General features: G+C 70.2%; 20 protein-coding genes and 2 tRNA genes. 12 read left to right on the forward strand and 10 right to left on the reverse strand.

What is annotated here, in order from left to right; genetic code table 11:
• Window positions 1–119 precede the first annotated feature (119 nt).
• The 6 genes from msrB (at window position 120) to E4J16_RS01615 (ending at window position 6,120) form a co-directional block, all read left to right on the forward strand.
• The gene (msrB, locus tag E4J16_RS01590; protein WP_136313067.1) at window positions 120–575 is read left to right on the forward strand and encodes a peptide-methionine (R)-S-oxide reductase MsrB; all 456 of its coding nucleotides are present in this window, start codon (window positions 120–122) and stop codon (window positions 573–575) included.
• A 62-nt stretch (window positions 576–637) separates the two neighbouring features.
• Window positions 638–1,633, forward strand: a complete 996-nt coding sequence (locus E4J16_RS01595; protein ID WP_136313068.1) for an endonuclease/exonuclease/phosphatase family protein — start codon at window positions 638–640, stop codon at window positions 1,631–1,633.
• 35 nt (window positions 1,634–1,668) lie between these two features.
• Window positions 1,669–2,682: an AEC family transporter gene (locus E4J16_RS01600; protein ID WP_136313069.1), complete on the forward strand. Its 1,014-nt coding sequence runs from the start codon at window positions 1,669–1,671 to the stop codon at window positions 2,680–2,682.
• Window positions 2,683–3,189: 507 nt separating this feature from the next.
• The gene (locus E4J16_RS01605) at window positions 3,190–3,447 is read left to right on the forward strand and encodes a GlsB/YeaQ/YmgE family stress response membrane protein (RefSeq protein ID WP_136192981.1); all 258 of its coding nucleotides are present in this window, start codon (window positions 3,190–3,192) and stop codon (window positions 3,445–3,447) included.
• Window positions 3,448–3,742: 295 nt separating this feature from the next.
• Window positions 3,743–3,949, forward strand: coding sequence for a hypothetical protein (locus E4J16_RS01610; protein ID WP_136313070.1), 207 nt, complete (start codon window positions 3,743–3,745; stop codon window positions 3,947–3,949).
• Window positions 3,950–5,234: 1,285 nt separating this feature from the next.
• Window positions 5,235–6,120 (forward strand): IS5 family transposase gene (locus E4J16_RS01615; RefSeq protein ID WP_204519867.1). Its coding sequence is split into 2 segments (ribosomal slippage): window positions 5,235–5,441 and window positions 5,443–6,120, totalling 885 coding nucleotides; the frame shifts between segments, so codons are not numbered across the junction.
• A gap of 500 nt (window positions 6,121–6,620) precedes the next feature.
• Here E4J16_RS01615 and E4J16_RS01620 read toward each other — a convergent pair.
• A tRNA-Lys gene (locus E4J16_RS01620) sits at window positions 6,621–6,694 on the reverse strand.
• Window positions 6,695–6,964: 270 nt separating this feature from the next.
• On the opposite strand from E4J16_RS01620, the gene E4J16_RS01625 reads away from it, so the two are divergent.
• The 3 genes from E4J16_RS01625 (at window position 6,965) to E4J16_RS01635 (ending at window position 11,628) form a co-directional block, all read left to right on the forward strand.
• Window positions 6,965–7,654, forward strand: a complete 690-nt coding sequence (locus E4J16_RS01625) for a hypothetical protein (RefSeq protein ID WP_136192948.1) — start codon at window positions 6,965–6,967, stop codon at window positions 7,652–7,654.
• A gap of 220 nt (window positions 7,655–7,874) precedes the next feature.
• Window positions 7,875–10,589 carry an RNA degradosome polyphosphate kinase gene (locus E4J16_RS01630; protein ID WP_136313071.1) on the forward strand — a complete coding sequence of 905 codons (2,715 nt, stop codon included), beginning with the start codon at window positions 7,875–7,877 and terminating at the stop codon, window positions 10,587–10,589.
• 19 nt (window positions 10,590–10,608) lie between these two features.
• Window positions 10,609–11,628: an NUDIX hydrolase gene (locus E4J16_RS01635; RefSeq protein WP_136313072.1), complete on the forward strand. Its 1,020-nt coding sequence runs from the start codon at window positions 10,609–10,611 to the stop codon at window positions 11,626–11,628.
• Window positions 11,629–12,350: 722 nt separating this feature from the next.
• On the opposite strand, the gene E4J16_RS01640 is transcribed toward E4J16_RS01635, so the two are convergent.
• The 3 genes from E4J16_RS01640 to E4J16_RS01650 all read right to left on the reverse strand — a co-directional run bounded on the left by E4J16_RS01640 (window position 12,351) and on the right by E4J16_RS01650 (window position 15,859).
• Window positions 12,351–12,424, reverse strand: a tRNA-Pro gene (locus tag E4J16_RS01640).
• A gap of 227 nt (window positions 12,425–12,651) precedes the next feature.
• Window positions 12,652–13,620, reverse strand: a complete 969-nt coding sequence (locus E4J16_RS01645; protein ID WP_396027340.1) for a metallophosphoesterase — start codon at window positions 13,618–13,620, stop codon at window positions 12,652–12,654.
• A complete protein-coding gene (locus E4J16_RS01650) occupies window positions 13,607–15,859 on the reverse strand; it encodes a transglycosylase domain-containing protein (RefSeq protein WP_136313073.1) in 2,253 nt (750 codons plus the stop codon). Before E4J16_RS01650 ends, E4J16_RS01645 begins: the two co-directional genes overlap by 14 nt.
• A 339-nt stretch (window positions 15,860–16,198) precedes the next feature.
• On the opposite strand from E4J16_RS01650, the gene E4J16_RS01655 reads away from it, so the two are divergent.
• Both E4J16_RS01655 and E4J16_RS01660 read left to right on the forward strand, forming a co-directional pair.
• Window positions 16,199–16,522 carry a WhiB family transcriptional regulator gene (locus tag E4J16_RS01655; RefSeq protein ID WP_092534064.1) on the forward strand — a complete coding sequence of 108 codons (324 nt, stop codon included), beginning with the start codon at window positions 16,199–16,201 and terminating at the stop codon, window positions 16,520–16,522.
• Between the two features lie 185 nt (window positions 16,523–16,707).
• Window positions 16,708–16,866, forward strand: coding sequence for a Sp36 family protein (locus tag E4J16_RS01660; protein ID WP_136193117.1), 159 nt, complete (start codon window positions 16,708–16,710; stop codon window positions 16,864–16,866).
• Window positions 16,867–16,992: 126 nt separating this feature from the next.
• Here the strand turns inward: E4J16_RS01660 and E4J16_RS01665 are convergent, their stop codons facing one another.
• Window positions 16,993–17,670: a Crp/Fnr family transcriptional regulator gene (locus E4J16_RS01665; RefSeq protein ID WP_136192944.1), complete on the reverse strand. Its 678-nt coding sequence runs from the start codon at window positions 17,668–17,670 to the stop codon at window positions 16,993–16,995.
• 147 nt (window positions 17,671–17,817) lie between these two features.
• On the opposite strand from E4J16_RS01665, the gene nth reads away from it, so the two are divergent.
• Window positions 17,818–18,486: an endonuclease III gene (gene nth / locus E4J16_RS01670; RefSeq protein WP_136314536.1), complete on the forward strand. Its 669-nt coding sequence runs from the start codon at window positions 17,818–17,820 to the stop codon at window positions 18,484–18,486.
• Here the strand turns inward: nth and E4J16_RS01675 are convergent.
• The 5 genes from E4J16_RS01675 to E4J16_RS01700 form a co-directional block, all read right to left on the reverse strand.
• On the reverse strand, window positions 18,392–19,516 hold the full coding sequence (locus E4J16_RS01675; protein WP_136192943.1) for an alpha/beta fold hydrolase: 1,125 nt from the start codon (window positions 19,514–19,516) through the stop codon (window positions 18,392–18,394). The genes nth and E4J16_RS01675 overlap by 95 nt on opposite strands.
• A 91-nt stretch (window positions 19,517–19,607) precedes the next feature.
• Window positions 19,608–19,931 carry a branched-chain amino acid transporter permease gene (locus tag E4J16_RS01680; RefSeq protein ID WP_136313074.1) on the reverse strand — a complete coding sequence of 108 codons (324 nt, stop codon included), beginning with the start codon at window positions 19,929–19,931 and terminating at the stop codon, window positions 19,608–19,610.
• Window positions 19,931–20,638, reverse strand: a complete 708-nt coding sequence (locus tag E4J16_RS01685; RefSeq protein ID WP_136314537.1) for an AzlC family ABC transporter permease — start codon at window positions 20,636–20,638, stop codon at window positions 19,931–19,933. The genes E4J16_RS01680 and E4J16_RS01685 overlap by 1 nt, the downstream gene beginning before the upstream one ends.
• A 163-nt stretch (window positions 20,639–20,801) precedes the next feature.
• Complete coding sequence (locus E4J16_RS15520; protein WP_240038218.1) at window positions 20,802–21,638, reverse strand: hypothetical protein; 837 nt, start codon at window positions 21,636–21,638, stop codon at window positions 20,802–20,804.
• Window positions 21,639–21,786: 148 nt separating this feature from the next.
• Window positions 21,787–22,797, reverse strand: coding sequence for a hypothetical protein (locus E4J16_RS01700; RefSeq protein ID WP_240038219.1), 1,011 nt, complete (start codon window positions 22,795–22,797; stop codon window positions 21,787–21,789).
• Window positions 22,798–22,970: the final 173 nt, after the last annotated feature.

Raw genomic sequence — 22,970 nt, forward strand, 5'->3', positions numbered from 1 at the left:
GTGGGGGATCCGAGCTAGACGAGCGTCGGTGGTATTCCCGCTGACACGCCTTGTTCAAGTGAGACTATGCACGCCGGTGCGGGGTTGTCGGCCCACTGCGGCCGGGCCAGTATGGCGCCATGAGCGCCAACGAAAACACGAGTTCTGGTCCGCGCCTCGACCCCGCCGCCATCGCGCGCACCGACGCCCAGTGGCGGGCCGCCCTGAGCCCGCTGGAGTACCACGTGCTGCGCGAGGCCGGCACCGAGCGCCCCTACACGGGGGAACTGCTCGACGAGAACCGGGAGGGCATTTACCGGTGCCGGGGCTGCGGCGCCGAGCTGTTCCGCTCCGCCACCAAGTTCGACTCTCACTGCGGCTGGCCGTCCTTTTACGACCCGTCCCGCAGCGACGCCGTCGTGCTGTCCACGGACACGTCCCACGGCATGGTGCGCACCGAGGTGCGCTGCGCCGCCTGCAACAGCCACCTCGGCCACGTCTTCGACGACGCCCCCAGCACTCCTACCGGCCAGCGCTACTGCATGAACTCCGTTAGCCTGAGCTTCGAGCCCGACCTGGACTCCGCCGAGGCCTAGACCCGGCCCGGGGAGTGCCTGCGCCGCGGCTCGATACCGATAGCGCCAACAGGAGGCCCAACGTGCTGCGTGTGCTGACTCTGAACCTGCAACACGGTCAGCCCGGCGCCGGCGCTGGCGACGGGACCGCCGTCAGCGGGTCGCTGGCCGGCGCCGATATCCACGACCCCGCCACCGCCCGCGCCGTGCTGGCGGCCTTGGCGGAGGAGATCGCCGAGCTCGCCCCCGACGTCGTCGCCCTGCAGGAGGTGGACCTCGGCCAGGCCCGCTCCGGACGGGTGGACCAGGCGGGGATGCTGGCCCAGCTGCTCGGATGGCGACACCACCGTTTTGCCGCCGCCTGGGCCGGCCCCGTTGCGGGACTGCGGCGGCGCCCACGCCGAGCGGCACTGGCCGGAACCGGCGACGACGTCCTCGGCCCCGCGCGTGCCCTGCTCGGCCTGGGGCCGGCGGGCTTCGGGAACGCCCTGCTGTCGCGGTACCCGATCAACAGCCATCGGCTCATGCGTCTGGGGCGCGGGCCCGCAAGCGTTGTGCGCCGCGGCGGCAGCGCCGTCGACCCGCGCTCATACCGGGTCTTCACCGCCACCGCCCGTAACCTGCTGGTAGCCCGCATAGGGCTGCCGGAAACGGTTCTGCCCGGAGCCGCCGGAATCAGCCTGGGCGCCACCCACCTGGCCACCCGCGCCGACACCGCCGCAAGGCAGCTCGCCGCGGCCTGGGATGCGCTGGCGGCACTGCCCGGCCCCCGTCTGCTCGCCGGCGACTTCAACCTGCCCACCGAGCAGGTGTCCGCAGTCGGCGTCGGCAGGCTGCTCGGGGAGGGCCCCACGTTCCCCGCCGCGAGCCCGGTCCGTCGCATCGACCACTTTCTGACCGATTCCGGGCCCGCCGACGCCGACGGCGCCCTGCCGCCGCCCGCCGGGGGTGAGGGCGTGACCACGGGGGACGCGGATGCGCGCAGGGCGCCACTGCTGCGGGCAGTCGGCGGCGGGACCCGTTCCTTCGTGGTCTCCGACCACGCCGGAACCTGGGTCGACCTCGAGCCGACCGACTGAGTACGGCTCCACAAGCAGGCAGGAGGAACCCAGCCGTGGCTGATGTCGTCGGTGGCCTGGCGGTCTTCGCCGTCGTCATCGCCGTGGGCTGGCTCCTGGTGCGCGCCGGTGCCGTGCCGGTCGGGTCCGACACCGTTTTGACCCGCGTGTGCTTCTACGCCGCCACGCCCGCACTGCTGGTCACCACGCTCGCGGGCGCGGACCTGGCCGCGGTCGCCTCGCGCGGCACCGCGGTGGCCGTCGTGGCCGAGCTACTGGGAATCGGTACCGCCTGGTGCATGCAAAGACTCGTCCTGCATCGGGAGGCCGCCGAGTCGATGATCGGGGCGCTCGCCTCCGGCTACGTCAATGCCGCCAACCTCGGCATTCCCGTGCTGGTGCTCGTGCTTGGCGACGCCACCGCGGTTGCCCCGATCCTGCTGCTGCAGCTGCTGGTGCTCACTCCGATCACCTTCACCGTCCTCGACGCGATCACCCGCCGCGGAAGTCCCTCGCGATTCGCCACGTACACCATTCCCCTGCGTAATCCGCTGGTGCTGGCCGTGCTGGTGGGCGTACTGGGCAACGTCAGCGGCTTCGACCTGGACGCCGCCCTGCGTGGGCACCTTGCCGAGTTACTCCACACGCTGGGGCGGATCGCCGTGCCGCTGATGATGATGTCACTGGGCATGAGCCTGGCGGCCACCCGTATGCGACCGCCGTCAGCCTTGGCCGCGCAGCGCCGGGCGCGTGGCGGCGGTGCGGTCGTGAGCGGCGTCGCGGTTCCCGCAGAGCCGGTCCATGACGCCTCCAGCCGTCGGGCCCTGCGCTGGGCAGTGGCTTGGAAGCTGTTGGTCGTACCCGGCTTGGCCGTAGGACTGGGGCTGGTGGCCGGGCTGCACGGCACCGCCCTGCTGATGCCGGTGACGACGGCGTCATTGCCGACGGCGCAGAACGTGTTCATGTACGCCTCCCGCTACGGGGTGGCCAAGCCGCTGGCCCGCGACGCCGTACTGCTGACGACGGCGGGGTTCGTGCCCGTGGTGCTGGTTGCGGCCGCGGTGCTGTAGTCGGCCGATTCCGTGGGTGCGGGCGCTCAAGTGGCGTAGCAGGCGCGCCCGCGTGGGGTCCTGACGCGCACCGGCACTCCAGGCATGCACTTCGACCGCGGGTGCAGGCCCCGAACGCGGGGCGCCGCGTTGAGCTCCGAGTAGAGGCGGGCAGTTACGCCGGGCGTGGGCCGGCCGACCGGACCGCATGGATCCATACAACCCGGGCTACACATGAACCGCCATTGTCGCGCCTCAAATCGGAAGGCCGCTTGCGCTGTTCGCATTCAGGGTTCATTGAGCTGCGCCCGGGAATGCGGGAGGGTGCTGGGTGCGGGGCTGGAGGCGGCTGAGAGTATGGCCGGAGTTGTATGGGGTTGCTGTTGCTTTATGGTGTCCTGCTGAGAGTGGTCTCACAGACGAAATCCGGTGGTGTATCTTGCTGTCAGACGTTTAGGGCTCCGGTGCTCCACGCGTTGCCTTAGGCGTTGAGTGCAATGTTCTGCGCTACATGAAGGGAAACATGTCATGGGTGAGCTCATTGGAATGATCGTCTTCGGCGGCATCATCGGTGCTCTGGCGAGGCTGATCATGAGGGGTGACCAGAACCTGTCGATTCTCTGGACGATCGTCCTGGGGGCGTTGGGCGCATTCGTCGGGGGCTGGTTGGCGGGCATGCTCGGGGTGGCGGACACTCCCGGCATCGACTGGATCCGTTGGATTCTCTCGGTGATTGCCGCCATGATCGCGATCTACGCCTACCTAGCCATCGCTCGTAGACGGTGAGTATCGGGCGTGGTGGGGCGCTCGATTGGTGCCCCGCCACGCCCCTCGCCCTCGCTGCGGAGACCGTCGCGCAGAGTGATGAAATGCCTCTTGCTGACTGTTTAGGGGTGCTATCCGAATCGAGCTTGCAGGTCCGCCGGTTGGTATTGTGGGCCGAGTTCCACCGGGAGACGTGTTTGTGAGGCCGGGTTGCATGCGTGCCTACGCCGAATGGCGGCAGGCGAGTGGGGATCGGTGTGCGCGGCGTGGGGTTAGCGGATTATGGCGGCCGTTGGTTAAGAGTGGAGGAGCGGTGATGATGAGGCGCATCATTGTTGTTCTCGCCAATATGGGTGGGGTGCTGCTGGGCGAGTTCTCGTTGATTCTTCTGGAGGGCGTTGCCGAGATACACATTACGGACGGCGTCGGCTCGGTGCCGCTGTTCCTATTCCCGCTCGGGTTGCTGGCGGCGGCGATGTCGGTGGTGCTGCTGCTCGGCCCGGGCAGGCCGGGCGCGGGCTAGGACGGCGGAATCGTGAGAGTGGTCGCATCGGCTGGGCCCGGGCAGGCCGGGCGCGGGCCGGCCGAATGCAGAGGCGAGCTGAGCTGCCCGCGGCCTGTCTTCCGCGCCCTCATGGACTGGGGCCTAATCGGGCTCTTCCGGTTTGTGGGTGTGGTGGTTGGGGTCGGGGCTGCGGTGGGGGTGGTCGTTGCCGGGTTGGTGAGGTTGTTGTCGGTGGGTGGTGCTGGCTTGCGCTGATTCGTCGGGGCCGTTGGGGTCATCTGGGTGCTGGACCGGGGCTGCCGCCATTGACGACGCACGGCGGCGGTCTTGGTGCCCTACTCGCCAGGCCCCGGGCGCAGGCGTGAGCGCTCGGGGTGCGGGCCTGGCGTGTTCGCCCGCGCGCACCGGATGACGGTTCGGCACTTCGCGTGACGGTTCGGCACTTGGCACCAACGATTCGGCACTTCCGGCGACGCTACGTACCCCTACCGTACGAACCGTCGCAAGAAAGTACGAATCGCCGACCAGAACATACGAACCCTCACGCAAAGGTACGAACCGCCGCGTCAACACACAAACCCCCAGCCCAACACACCCACAAACCGGAAGAGCCCCTAATCCGGCGCTTCCGCTTTGGGGGTGTGGGGTGGTTTTGGTGGGCCGATCCTGGGCGTAGGCCGCAGTGGATGTTCCAGGTTCGGCGGGAGTGGTGCTGGCCGTGCTGGTGCCGGTGGCTCGTTCGCAACCGTGGGTGCACCGCCTGTGCGGCCTCGGGCTGTTCCCGCTGCCGTGTTCCCAAGTGCCGGGAGCCGGACCTGTGCGCGGGTGGGCCCGGCGACGAGCGCGCCGCACGCTCAGTTGTGGCGCTGTTTTAGGGATTTGGCGGAATCATGCGGAAAACACCTCAAGCGGTGAACGGTGCGGTCGGCTCCTACGTGCGCCGACCCCTGCGGCGCACGTGGGAGCCGACCGGCCTCCTTCGACCCAAAACCAAGAACGTTGAAATACCGGGCAAAACTCGCTGTCCGGTCAGGGCGGTGAGATGGCTGAGCGTGCGCCGCCCCCGGGAGTACCCACCCGGCCGGACCCTAACCACCCGCCAACCATCCACCGCCCGACGCCAACGCCACCCGCGCCTGCCCACCCGCACTCCCCGAGCCCCACCCTCAAACCGGAAGAGCCCCTAGGGCGTGTTGCGTTAGTCGGGTGGGGTGGTCGGCGTGGTGTGCGGGATGGGGGGAGGCCTTTGGGGTATCACGGGTGGTGTGAGAACAAACCGTGACACTGCCAAAGGCCTCGACCGTTGAGTATAGACGCTGCCGCTCGTCATGACCTGACCGATGCTCAGTGGGGGCTGCTCGAGCCCCTGCTGCCCGCCCCGCCTGTTCGTGGCAGGCCGCGCGTGTATCCGCTGCGGGACATGATCAACGCCGTACGGTGGAGAACCCGGGTCGGTGCGCCCTGGCGTGACGTACCGGCCCGCTACGGGCCGTGGTGGAGGGCCCTGCGCCCTGTACCGGGCCTGGCAGACCGATGGGGTGTGGGAGCGCATCGAGTCCGCCCTTGTCGCCCAGGCCGACGCCGCCGGCAAGATCGGCTGGCGGGTGTCGGTGGATTCGACCACCTGTCGGGCGCATGTGCATGCCGCTGGGGCGCGCAAGGACAGTCCCCAGCTGGTGGAGGGGGAGCCCGAGGATCACGCCCTGGGGACCTCTCGGGGTGGCTGGTCGACCAAGGTTCACGCCGCCGTGGACGCCGCCTGCGGCATGCTGGCCGGGGTGCTGACCGCCGGACAGGTCGCGGACTGCCCGATGATGATCCCCGTCCTAGACAAGATATGTGTCCAGCGTCCTGCCGGTGGACGGCCCCGCACCAGGCCGCAGATGGTGCTGGCCGACAAGGCCTACTCCTCAAAGGGGAACCGGGACTGGCTGCGCAACCACCACATCAAGGCCACCATCCCTATCAAGGCAGACCAGGCCGACAACCGCCGCCGACGCGGCAGCGCCGGGGGCAGACCGCCCGCCTTCGACCCCGTGGCCTACAAGGACCGCAACGCCGTGGAGCGGTGCTTCGGCCAGCTCAAGCAGAACCGCGCCATGGCCACCAGGTACGACAAGCTCGCCGTCCGCTACCAAGCCACCACCCACATCGCCAGCATCGACCACTGGCTCAAACGACTTACATAACACGCCCTAATCCTCCCGCCCTCCTCGCCTGGAGCATTGTCTTCCCGCCCTCCTGGACCGCGTTTTCTCTCCGGACCTGCACCCAGGCGCGAGGGCGGTGATCCACCTGGTCGCGTGTCAGGGGTTACGCGTGCACGAGTCCACCGAGGTTCGCGGCGAGGCCGTTGATACCGTTGCGAACGCCCTGACCGTCACCGATAAGGGCGGCCGGGTTGATGCGCGGTCCTGCCCCGCGCCACAGGATCGTTGCCGCCGCACAACTCCGGCGATACTCGGTGGCCGCGCTCCTGCACGGTACGGTCTCACGCGCGCGCAGCTCGGGCAGATGCTCGGCGTGCCCGGTCAGAGCGTCTCCAACCGGCTGCGCGGCAAGGTCCGCTGGACCGCCGGCGATCTCGCCGTCACGGCGGCGGCCTGCGGCGTAGACGTCGCCGACCTCTACCCGACCCGCACGGCGGACGGGTGGCAGCCGGCCCCCTTCGTGCCGGCCCGGCGTGAGGTGCCCCCCGTGGGGCTCGAACCCACGACCTTCGGATTAAAAGTCCGCAGCTCTGACCAACTGAGCTAGAGGGGCGCACCGCGGGCCGGGAGTAGATCTCGGACGCCGTCGGCGTCGCCAGCATAGTCGATCGCCGTATGCAGGCATCCACGTGGATCGGAGGTCCGGGCGCGTCCCATCTGCGTCGGCCCCGTCCGCGCGCGTCCCATCTGCGCTGGCCCTGTCCGCGTCGGCCCCGCATCCGTGCACGCGCCCCGCATCCGTGCACGCGCCCCGTCCGTGCGCGACAATGGACGCCGGACACCGCCAGCGCGCGGGACTCACTCGGAATCGCTAGGAGTTCCTATGGCCCGTCAGTTTCACCGCCCGGCACGACTCGACCCCGAGGCCGCCGAGAACATCGAGGGAGGCGTCGACACTGCCGTCGCCTCCGAGCTCGCCCACCGCGCCGCGCAGGCACTTGTCGGCGGCTTTCCGGACGAAGACGTTGACGCCGATGCCTCGGTTGAGCGGATCACCCGTGACGGCGTCGTCGCGGCCGTGGCCACTCACGGGGTGGACGCCGTCGCCGAGCTGTGGGCTGACTCGCCTGCCACTACGCTTCCGGGCGCGCTTTGGCGGCTGTTCCTGGTGCGCGAGTGGATTCGACGTGACCTGGAGCTGGTGGAGCGACGGTACGCGACCGTCGTGGACTTGGCGGCTGCCGCGAGCGAGCCGGAGGGGGCTGCCGCCCTCGCCCGCCTTGATGCGGCCCTGAAGGATGCTCGTCGCGTCCCGTCGCCGCAGCAGGTCCGTGCCGCGATCGACGACGTCCTTGCCGGCCGCAGGGACGGCTCAGTGCCGGCGCTCGCGCCCGTGCTGACGGTTACGGCCGGGTTCCTGCGTGCCCTGGCGGCCGGCTCCAGTCCCACTTGGATCGACGACGACGCCGACGAGCTCGCTCATCGGGTCACCCGCCGAGACTCGGCCCTGCTGGCTACCGCCGAGGAGCTCGCCGATGCGGCGAAGCGGGCCGGTGCGGGATTGCTGGAGTGAACGTTCGCGCACGCGTGGGTGAGCCCCGCTGCCGCTGTCGGGTTCCTGTCGTTCGTCGGAATGGTCGCGCGCGCGGGTGAGCCGCGGTGCCGGGAGCCACGTTCGCCGTCGGGGTTGCTGAGGCCCCTGAGGGCCCTTGAGGGCAGCCGGGGTCGCGCTCCCAGGGTCAGTTGGCGCGGTTCACTGTTCGCTCGCGGCCGGGACGTGGGACGATTCACCCATGACGACGCCCGACTCCGAAGCGACCCCCTCAACGACCTCGGCGCCACTGGCCTCCTTCCTCGGCGGCTGGGCCCGTGCGCAGGCCCGCCATGCCGCCGCCCCGGGCCCCGCGTCGATCCTTTCAGAGGAGGCGGGGGAGACATCCGCGCCCTCCGCCGACTTAGCAGCCGCTGCAGCCTCGACCACTGAACCGACCGATCAGGAGGTCATTGAGGACCACGTCATCGAGGCTGCCGACCCGCGTGACTTCGTTGAAGACGACGCCGGTCCCCAGTACGAGGATGAGGACTTCGACGAGGAGGCCTCCGACGCGGCCGCCGCCAATGGCGCATCCGGGGTAGCCCCTGCCGCGCCTGCCGACGCCAACGGGCACACCGAGGTCCTGGACGCCGGGGCGTCCGCGCCCCAGCCTGATGCCGACCCGGGCGAGGTCGTGCCCTCGCAGGCGGATGGGGATGCGGCTGTGAACTCCGCGGCGGGTGCCGACGCGGGCCCGGGCGCGGAGGCCGCCGCCGAGCTGGAGGCCGCCGTCGAGCTGGAGGCCGACGCCGAGCTGGAGGCCGACGCCGACCCGCAGACCGATATTGACCCGGAGGCGGACCTGCCGCCCCTGGACTCGTTCACGGAACGTTTTGCGGATCGGGAGCTGACCTGGCTTGACTTCAACCAGCGTGTCCTGGAGCAGGCGGAGGACCAGGATCTCCAGCTGCTGGAGCGCGCCTGGTTCGCCGCGATCTTCTCCTCCAACCTTGACGAGTTCTACATGGTGCGCGTGGCCGGGCTGATGCGCCGCATCAAGGCCGGTATCACCCCGGTGCGCGCCTCCGGGCTGGATGCGCACCAGGTGGTGGCCGCCATCACCGAGCGTGCCAAGGAGCTCACGGCCCGTCAGGCCGCCCTGTTCCAGGAGGACATCCGCCCCAAGCTCGCCGAGCACAACATCGAGATCCTCACGTGGGATCAGCTGACCTCCGAGCAGGCGGAGAAGATCACCCGCTACTTCCGCCACCAGATCTTCCCGGTGCTCACGCCGCTGGCCGTGGATCCCTCGCACCCCTTCCCGTACATCTCCGGCCTGTCGTTGAACCTGGCGGTGCTGCTGCGCAACCCGCGGTCCGGGAAGGAGCACTTCGCCCGGGTAAAGGTGCCGCAGTCGCTGCCACGCCTGATCACGGTGCCCGGGCGGGAGCTGGACCCCAAGAACAAGCGGGCGGGCACCGCCTTCATCCCGATCGAGATCGTCATCGCCCAGCACCTGGACCACCTCTTCCCGGGCATGGACATCCTCGAGCACCACCTCTTCCGGGTGACCCGCAACGAGAACCTGGAGGTGGAGGAGGACGACGCCGAGAACCTGCTCAAGGCCATGGAGAAGGAGCTTGAGCGCCGTCGCTTCGGGGCGAGCGTGCGCCTGGAGGTGGAGGACACCATCAGCCCGTTCGTGCGCCGCTACCTGGTGCGCGCCCTGAACCTGCACGACGACGACGTGTTCGAGCTGCCTGCGCCGCTGGACCTGACCAGCCTCAATCAGCTGCACGATCTGGACATTCCGGAGCTGAAGTACCCGCGATTCGTGCCGGTCACCGCAGCCGGGCTCGCCCCCCAGGAGTCCAGCACGCCCGGGGACATCTTCGCCGCCATGCGCGAGCATGACGTGCTGCTGCACCACCCGTACGACTCCTTCTCCACCTCCGTGCAGGAGTTCGTCTCCCAGGCTGCCGCCGACCCCAAGGTGCTGGCCATCAAGCAGACCCTGTACCGCACCAGTGGGGACTCCCCGATCGTGGACGCCCTCATCGAGGCTGCGGAGGCCGGCAAGCAGGTGGTGGCGATCGTGGAGATCAAGGCCCGCTTCGATGAGGAGAACAACATCTCCTGGGCTCGCAAGCTCGAGCGCGCCGGCGTGCACGTCGTCTACGGCATGGTTGGGCTCAAGACCCACTGCAAGCTGCTGCTGGTGGTGCGCCAGGAGTCCGACGGGCTGCGCCGCTACTGCCACGTCGGCACCGGCAACTACCACCCCAAGACCGCCCGCGGATACGAGGACCTGGGCCTGCTCACCTGCGACCGGGACGTCGCCCAGGACCTGACGGCCCTGTTCAACCAGCTCTCCGGCTACGCGCCACGCGCCCGCTTCCGCCGCCTGCTGGTGGCTCCGCGCACGGTGCGAGATGGGCTCATTGAGCGCATTGAGCGGGAGATTGCGAACAAGCGGGCCGGCAAGCCCGCCTGGATCCGCATCAAGGTCAACTCGATCATTGATGAGGCCTGCATCGACGCCTTGTACCGGGCCAGCCGGGCCGGCGTCGACGTCGACATCGTGGTGCGCGGCATCTGCGGGCTGCGGGCCGGCGTCCCCGGGCTGAGCGAGCACATTCGGGTCCGTTCCATCCTGGGGCGCTACCTGGAGCACTCCCGCATTTACGCCTTCTGCAACGACGGCGAAACCGACCTGTTCATCGGCTCGGCCGACCTGATGCACCGTAACCTCGACCGGCGGGTGGAGGCGCTTGTGCGCATCACCGATCCCGTTATGGTCGGCCAGTTGGAGTGGCTCGTCACGCACGCGGCCAGCGACGCGGTCTCCTCCTGGTGGCTCAACCCCGATGGAACCTGGACCCGGCACACTCGCGATGCCGAGGGCAACCGGCTCGAGGACATCCAGACGACGCTGATGACCTGGGCGCGCTCGCGCCTGCGGGGTGGGCACTGACAGGCGGAAAGCAACGGAGATGGCAGACAAGTCCAACGCTAAGCCCACCGTTCGGGCTGCCGGCGCCCTGGTGTGGCGGGAGGCGAACGGCCACCTGGAGGTCCTCCTGGTGCATCGTCCCCGCTACGACGACTGGTCCTTCCCCAAGGGCAAGGTGGAGCCGGGGGAGTCGGTGCGTACCTGCGCGGTGCGAGAGATCGCTGAGGAGACTGGTATTCAGGTTGCCTTGGGGCAGCCTCTGGACACGGTCCGCTACCGCCTGCCCGACGGCGCACGCAAGGAGGTCCGGTACTGGGCGGCCCGCGAGCTGCCGGACGACTCACCGGCCCTGCGTGCCCGCATTCCGGTGGCCCCGGCCGACGCGGCGGAGATCGACGACGTCGAGTGGGTGCGTTCGAAGAAGGCCCGCACGCTGCTCACTCACCCGGCTGACCGTGACCTGCTGGGATCCCTGGTGGACCTGTGGGAGGACGGCAAGCTCGACACCTGGACCTTCGTACTGGTGCGCCACGCCCGTGCCGTCAAGCGCTCGGTGTGGAACCGCCCCAAGGAGAGGGATGCGGAGACGGATGAGGCCACACGCCCGCTGACCAAGGACCAGGGGGAGGTACGCGCTCGCGCACTGGTGCCGGTGCTGGCCGCCTACGGCGTCGCCCAGGTGATCACCAGCCCGTGGCGGCGCTGCTACGACACGGTCGCCCCGTACACGCGGGCGGCGGGCCTGGAGCTGGTGACCGAGCCGGCGCTGACGGAGTCCGCCCATGCGGCCAAGCCGAAGGCGGCCCGCAAGGTGGTCTCCAAGGTGCTGCGGCGCCGCGACGTACCGGTCGCCGTGTGTACTCACCGCCCGGTGCTTCCCAGCGTCATGGAGGCCATCTCTGATTACGCGCCCGGCAAGCTCCTGCGCTCGGTGCCGGACCAGGATCCGTGGCTGAAGACGGGGGAGATCATGGTGGTCCACATGGCGCGTCGGCCGCGCGGCAAGATCCGCGCCGTTGCCATTGAGAAGCAGCGTCCAATGCTGTCTGAGGGACGCTGACTCACCTGTCGCCCTGGCTGCGGGGAGCCGACTGCGGCGACGTGGAGAACAGGGTGTTGGGACGCCGGGCCGGAGAGCGCCAGTCGGCGCGATGGCCGCTCGCGGCGGCTTATGTTGGAGCCCGGGGCCCGTCGCGGCCCGACGTCGCTACCAGAGTAGTACACGTGCGCAGGCACTCGGCGCGGGTACGCCCGCCGCGGACGCCAAGACCGCGCCACAAACGGGGCGGCTCGTTTCGAAGTGCGTGGCCGTTGAGCCTGCCGGTTGGACCGCCGTTCCCCCGTTGGACCCCTGTGCCCCCGTTGGACCCCTGTTCTCCCGTTGGACCCCTGTTCTCCCGTTGGACCGCCGTAGCCGCTGGTTACAGCGGTCCATCGGGGCGTAAGCGGTCCATCGGGGCGTAAGCGGTCCAACGGGGCGTAAGCGGTCCAACGGGTGCCGGAGACTGTGTGCCGACGTGCACGGGCTTCGGCGCCAGCGGCGGGCTGTTGCAGGCGGACAGGTCGGCGCCCCTCGCCTCGTACACCAAGAAGGTCCATGAGCGAACTCATGGACCTTCATATTGTCGGGGTATTCGGCCTGGCGGCCTTGTTGCCCCTTCCTCCTCAGACGCCTCACGAGCAAGCTCGCGGGCGTCCTCGTCGTCGGGGTATTCGGCCTGGCGGCCTGTTGCCCCTTCCTCCTCAGACGCCTCACGAGCAAGCTCGCGGGCGTCCTCGTCGTCGGGGTGGCGGGATTTGAACCCACGACCTCTTCGTCCCGAACGAAGCGCGCTACCAAACTGCGCCACACCCCGTGTGCGAGATGACTATAACCGTCGTTCCCGCGGTGTGGGAAATCGTGTCCCTGAGGGGTAGGTCACCTGTTGCGCGGCGGAGTGGCAAGAGCGGCGGTACAACGGTCCAGCAGCTTCCGCCAAGGCCGTCAGGCGGCCCAGGGTTCTCCACGTGCGGCGCGCTGAGGCCGGCGGGCGCCCGGTTCGGCCGATCGGGCAAGTCGGCTGCCGTGTCGGCGGAGCCGGTCTCAGTCTGCGGGCCGCAGCGTCAGGAGCGTCGCCTCCGGACGGCACGCCACACGGACAGGCGTGTACGGGCTGGTGCCCAGGCCGGCGGACACGTGCAGGAACATGCGGTCGGCGTCCCGCTCCCCGGGGCGGGTGTCCGGCCAGCGGGACAGGCCCGAGGCGCGGCCCCGGTTGAGGTCGCAGTTGGTCACCAGGGCGCCATACCCGGGCAGACACAACTGCCCGCCATGGGTGTGCCCGGCAAATGCGAGCCCGACACCGTCGCCCGCCATGGCGTCCAGCACGCGCCGGTAGGGGGCGTGCATCAGCCCGAGCCGCAGGGCGCGGCCGGCACGGTCGCGCACCGCGTCGTCGTCGACCGCCGGGGCCGGCGCGGGGAAGACATCCCGGTCCACGTGCGGGTCGTCCACACCGACCATGCCGATACGGCGGTCGCCGACCGTGAGCGTGCCCCGCCTGTTGGTGAGATCGGTCCAGCCGCCGCCGGCCTGCAGGTCGCGCACCTCCCGCCAGGGGAGCTCCTCGACGGCGGCCTCCTGCTCGGGGTCGTCCCCGGAGCGCGGATCCCGGCGCAGGTAGCGGGTGGGTAGCTTGAACACGGTGCTGCGGTAGTCGTGATCGCCCATGACGAACGCCCCGGGCAGATGCAGGAACGGCTCCAGGGCCCGTGCGAGTGGCTCCAGTCCGCTGGCGAAGGAGAGGTTATCGCCCGTATTGACGACGACGTCGGGGTGGGTGTCTGCGAGCCTCCGCACCCATTCCACGCGGGCTTCGGTGCGGTCGGTCAGGTGCAGGTCGGCCAGGTGCAGGATCGTCAGCGGGCGCTCGCCGGAGGCCAGCACGGGCACGTCAATGCGACGCAGCACCGGCATGCGCGCCTCAATCACCGCATACCCGAGCAGGCCGACGCCGACGGTCAGGGCACCGAGCAGGGCGGTGCGTGCCGGGGGCATTTCAGTCCTCGTCATCGGCGTCGTCATTGGTGTTGTGGTCCGCGTCGTCGCGCGAGTCGTCTGCGCTGCCGTCCTGCTGGTTCTGCCGACTGTCCGCCGACGTCTGATGCGTCTGCGCGGAGTCACCGGAGTTGTTGTTGGAGGAGCTCGGCGCACCGGAGCCGAGGCTCACCTGGTTGAAGCCCTCGACGGGCTCGCCGGCCAGGGCGGCGTCCATGTAGGACTTGAACATGGGTGCGGGCATGTCGGCGCCGTACATGGTGGCGTAGTAGCGCCCGCCGATGTACTGCTGGTTCATCGCGTAGTAGCCGTCGGAGTGCCCGGCCCAGATGGCGGTGGCCAGCTGCGGGGTGTAGCCGACGAACCAGGCGTTGTCCATCCTGTCGGTGGTGCCAGTCTTCCCGGCCGCCGGGCGGCCACTCAGGGCGGCCGCCGTGCCGGTGCCCTTGCTGGTCATCACCGACTGAAGCGTGATGGTCACCTGGTCGGCCGCAGTCGAGCTCATGACCTGCTTGCAGCCGGCCGACGGCGTGCTCATCTCATTGCCGTCGGCATCGGTGATCGAGTCGATGGCGACGGGCGTGCAGTACACGCCGTGGGCGGCGAAGGTCGCGTAGGCGTTGGCCATGGCCAACGGCGTGGTCTCGGTGCCGCCCAGCACTACCGACGGGTACGGGTCCACCGGGTCGCCATCGGCCTTGGTCACGCCCATATCGGCCGCCAGCTGGGTCACGGAGCACACGTCCATCTGCGCCAGCATCTCCGCGTAGCCCACGTTGATCGACAGGGCGGTGTTGTCCACCACCGAATGGCGGCCGTTCTCACCGGGATTGGCGTTCTCCGGCGCCCAGGGCTCGGGGTGGAGGTCGGGCTCGCAGGAGATGTTCCACTCATAGGAGCCGAAGGTGCGCGGCGTGGTGTTGGTGACCGTGTAGCCGGAGCGCCCCTCCTGGTACCACTGGGCCAGGGCGAAGGTCTTGAAGGCCGATCCCGGCTGGAAGCCGTTGGCCTCCATGCCTCCGTGCAGGTAGTCCGCCGAGTAGGAGATCTGGGTGGCGGTGGGATCGGAACCGGTGGCATCGCCGTAGTTGGTGTTCTGGGCCATGGCCACGATCCGGCCGGTGCCCGGCTCGACCGACACCAGCGCGGACTTGACGTTGGAGGGGTCGCCGGTGGGCACGTAGGCCTGGATCGTGGCGTCTGCGGCAGCCTGCTTGGTGGTGTCCAGCGTGGTGGTGATCTCCAGGCCGCCGCGCAGCAGGAGCTTGCGCCGCTCGGTCGGGGAGGTGCCGTAGATGTCGGAGTTCTCGATCTCACCGACCACGTATTCGCAGAAGTAGGCGGCCGAGCCGGCGGCCCCGCAGCCCCCCACCGAGTCGGTTACCTTCAGCAGGTCCGCGATCTGGGTGTCCTTGGCGGCCTGGTACTCCTCGGCGGTGATGAACTCCTCCTCGTACATCTTCTGCAGTACCCAGTCCATCCGCTGCTTCGCGCTGTCCGGGTACTGGACGGGGTCGTACATGCCGGGGGCGTTGGTCAGGCCGGCCAGCAGTGCGGCCTCGGGTACCGACAGGTCCTTGGCGGAGTGGGAGAAGTAGTGCTGTGCGGAAGCCTCCACGCCGTAGGTGGAGGGGCCGAAGGAGGCGATGTTGAGGTAGCCCTCGAGGATCTGCTGCTTGGAGTACTTCTGCTCGACGGTGAGCGCGTACTTGATCTCACGCAACTTGCGGGTGGCAGTACGTGCCTGCGCGGCCGCCACCGCGGCGTCGTCGTCGTTCTGCAGGCCCGCCTCAATGAGGATGTTGCGGACGTACTGCTGCGTGAGGGTGGAGGCGCCCTGGGAGCCACCGCTGGCGTTGGAGACGACCGCCCGGACGATGCCCGTGGGGTCTACGCCCTTGTGCTGGTAGAAGCGCTGGTCCTCCACGGCCACGATGGCGTTCTGCATGTTCTGGGAGATGTCATCCAGGGAGACGACGATGCGGTTCTCGGCATAGAACTGGGCGATCTGGGTGCCGTCGGAGGCCTTGATGACCGACACCTGGCTGGGCTCGAGGATGTTGAAGTCTTCGGGGAGCTCGTCGAACATCTGGGCCGAGGCCTTGGTGACGGCGGAGGCGACCCCGACCGCGGGCATAGCGAATCCGGCCGCGAGCACCCCGCCCGCGCCGGACAGGAGCAGGAACACCAGCAGCATCGCCACGACCTGGGCGGGGGAGGATAGCGACCTGCCGCGGGAGGAAGACTTCGACATGTGCCCACACTACGGCCAAATGCCCTCCCGGCGCAGTGGGCCACGACGCTATCCGGCTGGAAAACACCTAGGAGGCGCCGGCGTCCGGTGCGGCGTCAGGTGCGATGGCTGGTCCAGGCGCGCCGCCGTGCGGCCTGGCCGGGCGCGTCTACGGGCCAGGTGTACCGCCGCGGTGCGTGCGGCCTGGCCGAGCGCGTGTCAGGTGGTGCGGGGAGGGGCATTCGCCGTCGGCTGAGACCGGTGAGAGAGACCGATTTGGCAAATGACCATCGGTTGGCATACCGTCTAGGTGTGATGCGGCTGACATTGTAGTTGGCTGTTGAGGCAGGGGAGTGAGAAATGACGAGCGACCAGACCTGGGCGGCCCGTGCGGCGTGTGCAAGCGTCCCGCCGGACCGGCTCTTCGGAAAAGGTGCCGAGCAGCGCGACGCCCGTTCGCTGTGCTTCACCTGCCCGGTGCGGATGGAGTGCCTGGCGGAGGCGCTGGACTCCGAGCTCAGCTTCGGCGTGTGGGGAGGGCTCACGGAGCGTGAGCGGCGGGCCCTGCTGCGGCGGTTCCCCGAGGTGACCGACTGGAGCGAGTGGCTGCGCCGCGAGGATGACGAGCTCGTCGCCGAGATCCACGCCCGCCGGGCGCCTCGCATTCTCGCCCGCGTGCGCTGAGCCTGCTGCCGACGGCGGCCGGGGTGTGCCGAGTCCTCGGCGTCCTCCAGGTGTGACTCGCGCGTGGAGGGCGGCTCTTCGCCGATGCGGGTGATCTTGCCGCCAAGGTCCCCGGTGGGCTTACTCCGCGGGGCGCGGGCCCATAGGCTCTGGGCATGAGTGAATCAAGCAGTAACGCCCCGGGCATGACCCGGTGGGAGTACGCGACCATCCCCCTGCTCGTCCACGCCACCAAGCAGATCCTCGATCAGTGGGGCGCTGACGGCTGGGAGCTCGTGCAGGTGGTTCCCGGTCCGTCCGGCTCGGACAACCTGGTCGCCTACCTCAAGCGTCCGCTGGCCTGAGGGCTCCGCACAGGGCGGGCTCGACACAGGCTGGGAGGCACGAACGCCGAAGCCGACACCTACGTGGTGTCGGCTTCGGCGTTCGCGCCTGTGGGAAGGCGGGATGCGGCTGCTCAGCCGCGGCCGTCAGCGGGCGCGTCGACGCAGGCGGTCGACGTCGAGCAGGGTGACGGCGCGGCCCTCCAGGCGGATCCAGCCGCGGGATACGAACTCGGCCAGCGACTTGTTGACCGTCTCGCGGGAGGCGCCGACCAGCTGGGCGAGCTCCTCCTGCGTGAGGTCGTGCGGGACGTGCACGCCGTCCTCCGTGGATGAGCCGAAGCGGTCCGCGAGGTCCAGCAGGGCCTTGGCGACGCGGCCGGGCACGTCGGAGAAGACCAGGTCCGCCAGCGCCGTGTTGGTGCGGCGCAGTCGCTGCGCCAGTGCGCGCAGCATGTCCTTGGCCAGGGTCGGGTGCGTCTCGATGAAGCTCATGAGCTGGGTGTGCTCGAGCGCCAGCAGGTCGGTGGGGGCGACCGCGGTGGCCGTGGTGGACCGCGGGCCCGGGTCGAAGAGCGTCAGCTCACCGACTACCTCGCCGGGGCCTAGCACTGCCAGGAGGTTCTCCCGCCCGTCGGCCGAGGCGTGGCCGAGCTTGATCTTGCCGGAGAGCAGAATGTAGAGGCGGTCGCCGGGGTCTCCCTCATTGAAGAGGATCTCGCCGCGGCGCAGGGTGGTCTGCGTCATCATGTTGCGCAGTTCCTCCCGCTCCTCCGGAGTCATGCCCTCGAAGAGCGGAATTCTGGAGATGATGCTGTCTTCCACGAAGGTCCTCCTGTGGTGTCGTCTGGCGGGCCCGGGAATGGAGCGGGGCCTCTTACGTCATATCCTAGCCATGGCTTGTGACCTGTGGCACGCCGACGTGCATTGTAGTCTGACTGTGTGCCAGGTCAAACTGCTCACGAGCCGGGTATGCCGGACTGCGGGGCCATCATCGAGGACCCCGCCGCGGCCGCGCAGCGGGCCGCGGCCGTCGACGACGAACTCGCGCGCCTGTATCCGGATGCCGGCTGCACCCTGGATCATGACACCCCGTTCCAGCTGCTGGTGGCCACGGTCCTGTCGGCGCAGACCACCGACGCGCGCGTCAACACCATCACCCCGGGCCTGTTCGCCCGCTACCCGGATGCTGCCGCGCTGGCGGCCGCCGAACGGGCGGACCTGGAGGAGAGACTGCGGCCGCTGGGCATGCAGCGCACCCGCGCCGCCAGGCTGATCGCCCTGGGCTCAGACCTGGTGGCAGAGCACGGCGGTGCGGTGCCGGCACGGCGGGATGCACTGGTCGCCCTTCCCGGGGTGGGGCGCAAGACCGCCAATGTTGTGCTCGGCAATGCCTTCGGCGTGCCGGCGATCACCGTGGACACGCACGTTGGTCGTCTGTCGCGGCGCCTGGGCTGGACGACGGCGCAGGATCCGGTGGCCGTCGAGCGGGACCTGTCCTGCCTGTGGGAACCGATGCGCTGGACCGACGGCTGTCACCGTCTCATCATGCACGGGAGAAGGGTCTGCCGGGCCCGCGTCCCCCGCTGCGAGGCGTGCGCCCTGAACGCCGCCGGGCTGTGCCCCCGGGTCGGCGTGTGAATGACGCCCGGCGAGGCCTGCGGGCGCTCTGCCGGGATCGTGCCGGAGGCGCGGCCTCCGCCTGGTCCTGCCTGGGTGGTGTGGTGAGCTGGGCGAGGAAGGGCAGCAGCACGTCCGCGAGCGCCTCGGGCGCCTCCTCCTGCGGGAAGTGCCCGACGCCGTGGATGGTCACCTGCTGCAGCGCGCCCGCCACGTGGTGGGTGTCGCGGGCGTGCGCCCGGGCCGGCTGAACCGGGTCGAACTCGCCCTGCACGGACATGACGGGCACCGTCGTGGGCAGGTTGAGCGTTGTCGTCTCGGCGCGGGTGAGTGTGGAGCGGCGCGGGTTCTCCAGGGCGGAGCGGGCCGCGCCGGGGCGCGCCATCAAGGCGGCGTAGTACTCGGCGCCCTCGGTGACCAGCGGGCGCGTGGCGGGGGCCGCCCAGGATGCCAGCAGGCGCTCGACGCCCGCCGTCGTCCGCAGGCTGCGTTCCGGGAGGAGCGGGGCCTTGAAGAACAGGTGCTGCACCTTGGAGCCCATGATGGAGCGCATGGGCAGTGATCGCACCGCCAGCGGGTGCGGTGCGCCGACGGGCACCAGCCCGGCCGTGAGCTCCGGCTCCAGATTGGCCAGTGTCCAGCCGACCTGCCCGCCGAGTCCTGCGCCGACGACGACGGCGTGATCGTGGCCCAGCGCCCGTACCACGGCGGCGACGTCCCGGGCCAGGGTGACCAGGTCGTACCCCGACGGGGGACGGTCCGAGCCGCCGAAGCCGCGCAGGTCGAGTGCGGCGACCCGGTAGCCGGCGTCCGCCAGGGTCGGGATGATGTGCCGCCAGGTCCACCAGCACTCGGGGAAGCCGTGCAGCAGGAGGACCAGCGGTCCGGCCGGCGTGGCGTCGTCGCCGGCGGGACCGGCTGCGGCTGGGGCGGCATCGGGGAGAGCGTTCAGCGGCGCCTCCGGACCCGCCAGCACGACGTGGAAGCGGGTACCGCCGGCGGTGACGTGGCGGTGGGTCCAGGGTCCGGGGCGAGTCACGGGTGCTTGCACACAGGCAGCCTACTGGCAAGACCGCGATGAGCACGCGGACTGTCGCCCCCCCGGGCGAGGTGCAAGTCCCGTCGGCCGGGAGGCGGGGGCGTCAGGTCATCAGGAGTGAGGCGGCCACGTAGACGGCGGTGCCGCCGATTAGTGACAGGGCCATGGTCCGGCGCCACAGGTGCAGTCCCGCGGTGGTGCCGATGCCGGCCAGCGCGGGCAGCCAGGTGGCGGGGGCGGTGGAGACGCCGTCGAGCGTGTAGGCCACCAGCACGATCATCACCCCCAGGGGCATGGCGTCGCCGAGGAACTCCACCAGCGGCATCCGGTCGCGTCCGCGCAGCAGCGCGAAGGGGGCGATGCGGCAGGCGAAGGTGATGGCGGCGACCACCACGACGGCCAGTGCCAGCTGCGAGTCGGTGAGCATCAGCGCGCGCCCCCATCCGCGATGCCGGCGTGCCGCCGCCACGCATACAGTGCGACGAGGGCCGCTGCGAGGGCTCCCAGCGCGCTGAGCAGGGCCGCTGAACCGCCCACCGCCAGCCCGACGGCGCCCGCCACGAATCCGCTGAGCAGCACGGCCAGGTCCGGGTGGGCCTTCCAGTTCTCGATGGCGAGGATCACGAACAGCGCCGTCAGGACGAAGCCGAGCAGTTCTACGCGCTCGCCGATGAGCGCTGCCAGGCCGGTGCCTGCGAGTGCGCCCGCCGTCGTCCCGGTGATCCAGGCCGAATGGCTCAGGGCCTCCACGGTGACGATGTAGCGCCCGCTCATGGCCTTGCGGTCCCGTGAGGCCAGCAGGGCGTAGACCTCGTCGGTGATGGCGTGAATCGCGTACAGGCGCGTGGCCGGGCGGCCCCGGACCCGGTCCAGTGGGAAGCCGAGCCCGTAGAAGACGTGGCGGCCGGACACGAACAGGGTGGAGGCGGCGATCGCGGCCAGGGGCTGGCCGGCGGCGGCCAGCGGCACCAGCAGCATCTGCATGGTCCCCGAGTAGATGACCACGCTCCACAGGGGCGCCCACCACCAGGCCAGGCCGTGCGCCACCAGCAGCAGCCCGGCCGCCAGGCCGAGCGTGATGTACCCGATCATGATCGGCACGGCGTCCCGGGCGGCGTCGCGCGCGGTGGTCATGGATGGCTGCGCCCGCGCGGACGACGGCGGGACGGGGGAGGGGGTGACGGGGTCGGGCACCGGCCCAGGTTAGAGGCAGGGACGGGGCGGGCGCCGGACCGGCTCCCCAATGAGATTGGGGGCGAGGGGGTGCCGCGGGCCGTGGAACCTTCACCCCTGAGGATCAGGCGCGGCGCACTCGGTCGATGATCTCCTGCTCGCGGCGGCCTGCGCGGCGTGCCTGGTGCGAGACCACTCCGACCATGATCATGAACAGTCCGAAGGCGACGAACTTGCCGCTTACGGCGTCGGCCCACCAGTAGGAGGACAGTGCGGCGCCCAGGTCCGAGTGCGCGGTCAGCCGGTCCAGGAGTGGCCCGACGGCGTTATTCATTGCTGCGGGCGCCACCAGGAACGGCAGCCCGGCCACAACTGACACGGCGCCGACCACGAAGGACCCCAGGCTGGAGCGTCCGGCGGTCCACAGCGCGATCGCGAGCGCTGCGGCTCCGGCTCCCAGCTCCAGGAGTGCGCGCACGGTTACGGCGAAGCGCAGCGGGGCGGCGCCGTCCACCGCGGTGGCGGCGGCGTCGTGGAGGAGGTACCAGGCCAGGGGCAGTGCGATGAGCCAGACCAGCACGCCGGCCCAGTGGGCGGCGGCACGGGACTTCGGGTGGCCGACGACGCTGGAGCCCTCCAGCAGGACGTCGTCCTCCGAGCGAGGGGCAGGGGGGTGCGGCTCGGGCGTGTCGGAGTCGGAGTGCGCTGTGGCGGCCTCGTCGGCATCCGGCACCGGGACGGGGTCCGGTGCGGGGGGTGCAGGAGGTGCGGGGGAGACTGTGGGGGCCTCCGGTGCGGGGGTCGGGGCTGTGGCCGATGCGCTGGGGGAGTCGCCCGGGGAGGCGTCTGAGGCCTCGGCCTGGGCCGGTGCGGATGCGAGTTCCCAGGCGGTGGACTCGGCCCCGTCGGTCGCTGCGGGGTGGTCCTCGGGCTCGCGGGCGGCGGTGTTGTCGGTGCTCATCTGAACCTCCTTCTGCGCTCACGGTAACGGCCTCGCCTGTGGGCGTGGGGAGGCGTGCCGGGTCTTGGCAATAAGTAGATCCAGGACGAATGGGGCCGGCGGGCGGTGGGGCCGGCGGCCGAGTTTTCGGCGGCGGGCGGCTACCGGATCAGGCTCGGGGCAGGCCGTGCGGGGGCGTCGGCGTCTCCCGGGAGCGCAACTCCGTGAGCTCCCGTATGCGCCCCTCCCGCCGGGCCAGGTGCGCGCCCCAGCCGACGGTCACCAGCACGGTGCCCGCCAGCAGGAGGCTCACCCCGGTCGGGTCGTCGGGGAGCAGGCGCAGCAGCAGGGCGTGCCCGGGCAGGTGTGGCCAAATGTGCGTCAGCAGTCCGGGCAGTGAAAGCAGGACGAGCATCGTGCCGGTGGTGCGGGCCCCCAGCGTGGAGCGGCCGGTGAAGGCCGTCCCCAGCAGCAGGAGGATGAGTGCCGCCGCGGATCCGAGCAGTCCGCCGCTAAGGGGTGTACCCGGGGACACCAGGCGGGCGTACCCGGCCGCGATCAGGGCGAGGGCACTTCCCGCGGCGACGATGGTGATCGGGAGGGACAGGACGTGGTCCCGGCGTCGTGATGGCGGGGCCGCCGGGGTCACGCCCGGCGTCTTGTCCTGCTCGCCGAGCCTGATGGACAGGCGTGCGTCCGCGCGCCCGGCGCTCCGGGCCCGTCGCATTCCCCAGGATCCGCCCAGTAGCAGCGCCGCGACTATCAGCACCGCTCCGGTGGGTATCAGGGAGCGTGCCCAGGTGAAGGGGGCGGCGTCGGCGCGTCCCGGGCTCAGCAGTATCACCGTCTGCGCTGCGAGCGCGACGAGTCCCCCGACCAGGCCGCCCAGTGAGGAGCGTGCGGCGAATACCCACTGGGCCAGCGCAGATACTGCGAGGGTGAGCAGGGCGAACCCGGCGATGCGGGGCAGGTTGCCCGCAGCGGCCGCCTGCGCGGTCATTCCCGTCAGTGCGAGCGTGCTCGGTGCCAAAACCGCGCCGATCGCGGCTGTCAGCAGGTAGTCGCCGCGGCGGGAGCGCGGCTCCGGGCGGGTCTCGTCGAGGCCGGGGGCGGGTGCTGACGGCGTGGGGACGGCTCGCCCCAGCGATGGCGTCGCGGGGGAGGGGTTGTCTTGCGTCACAGTTCGATATTAGACGATCGGCGTCGGGCGGTGGCCGGGGTGGATGGTGGGGAGGATGCCCCCTCCTCCCGCGGGACGATGGGGCGTGGAGGTGGCGTCGGCTGGCGGGGGGATTCGCATGAGGTGTGGGGCGACTAGATTCCAGGTTATGAGACTGAAAATGATTCACGACA

It is taken from the genome of Actinomyces procaprae (assembly GCF_004798665.1).
Taxonomy (GTDB): Bacteria; Actinomycetota; Actinomycetes; order Actinomycetales; family Actinomycetaceae; genus Actinomyces; species Actinomyces procaprae.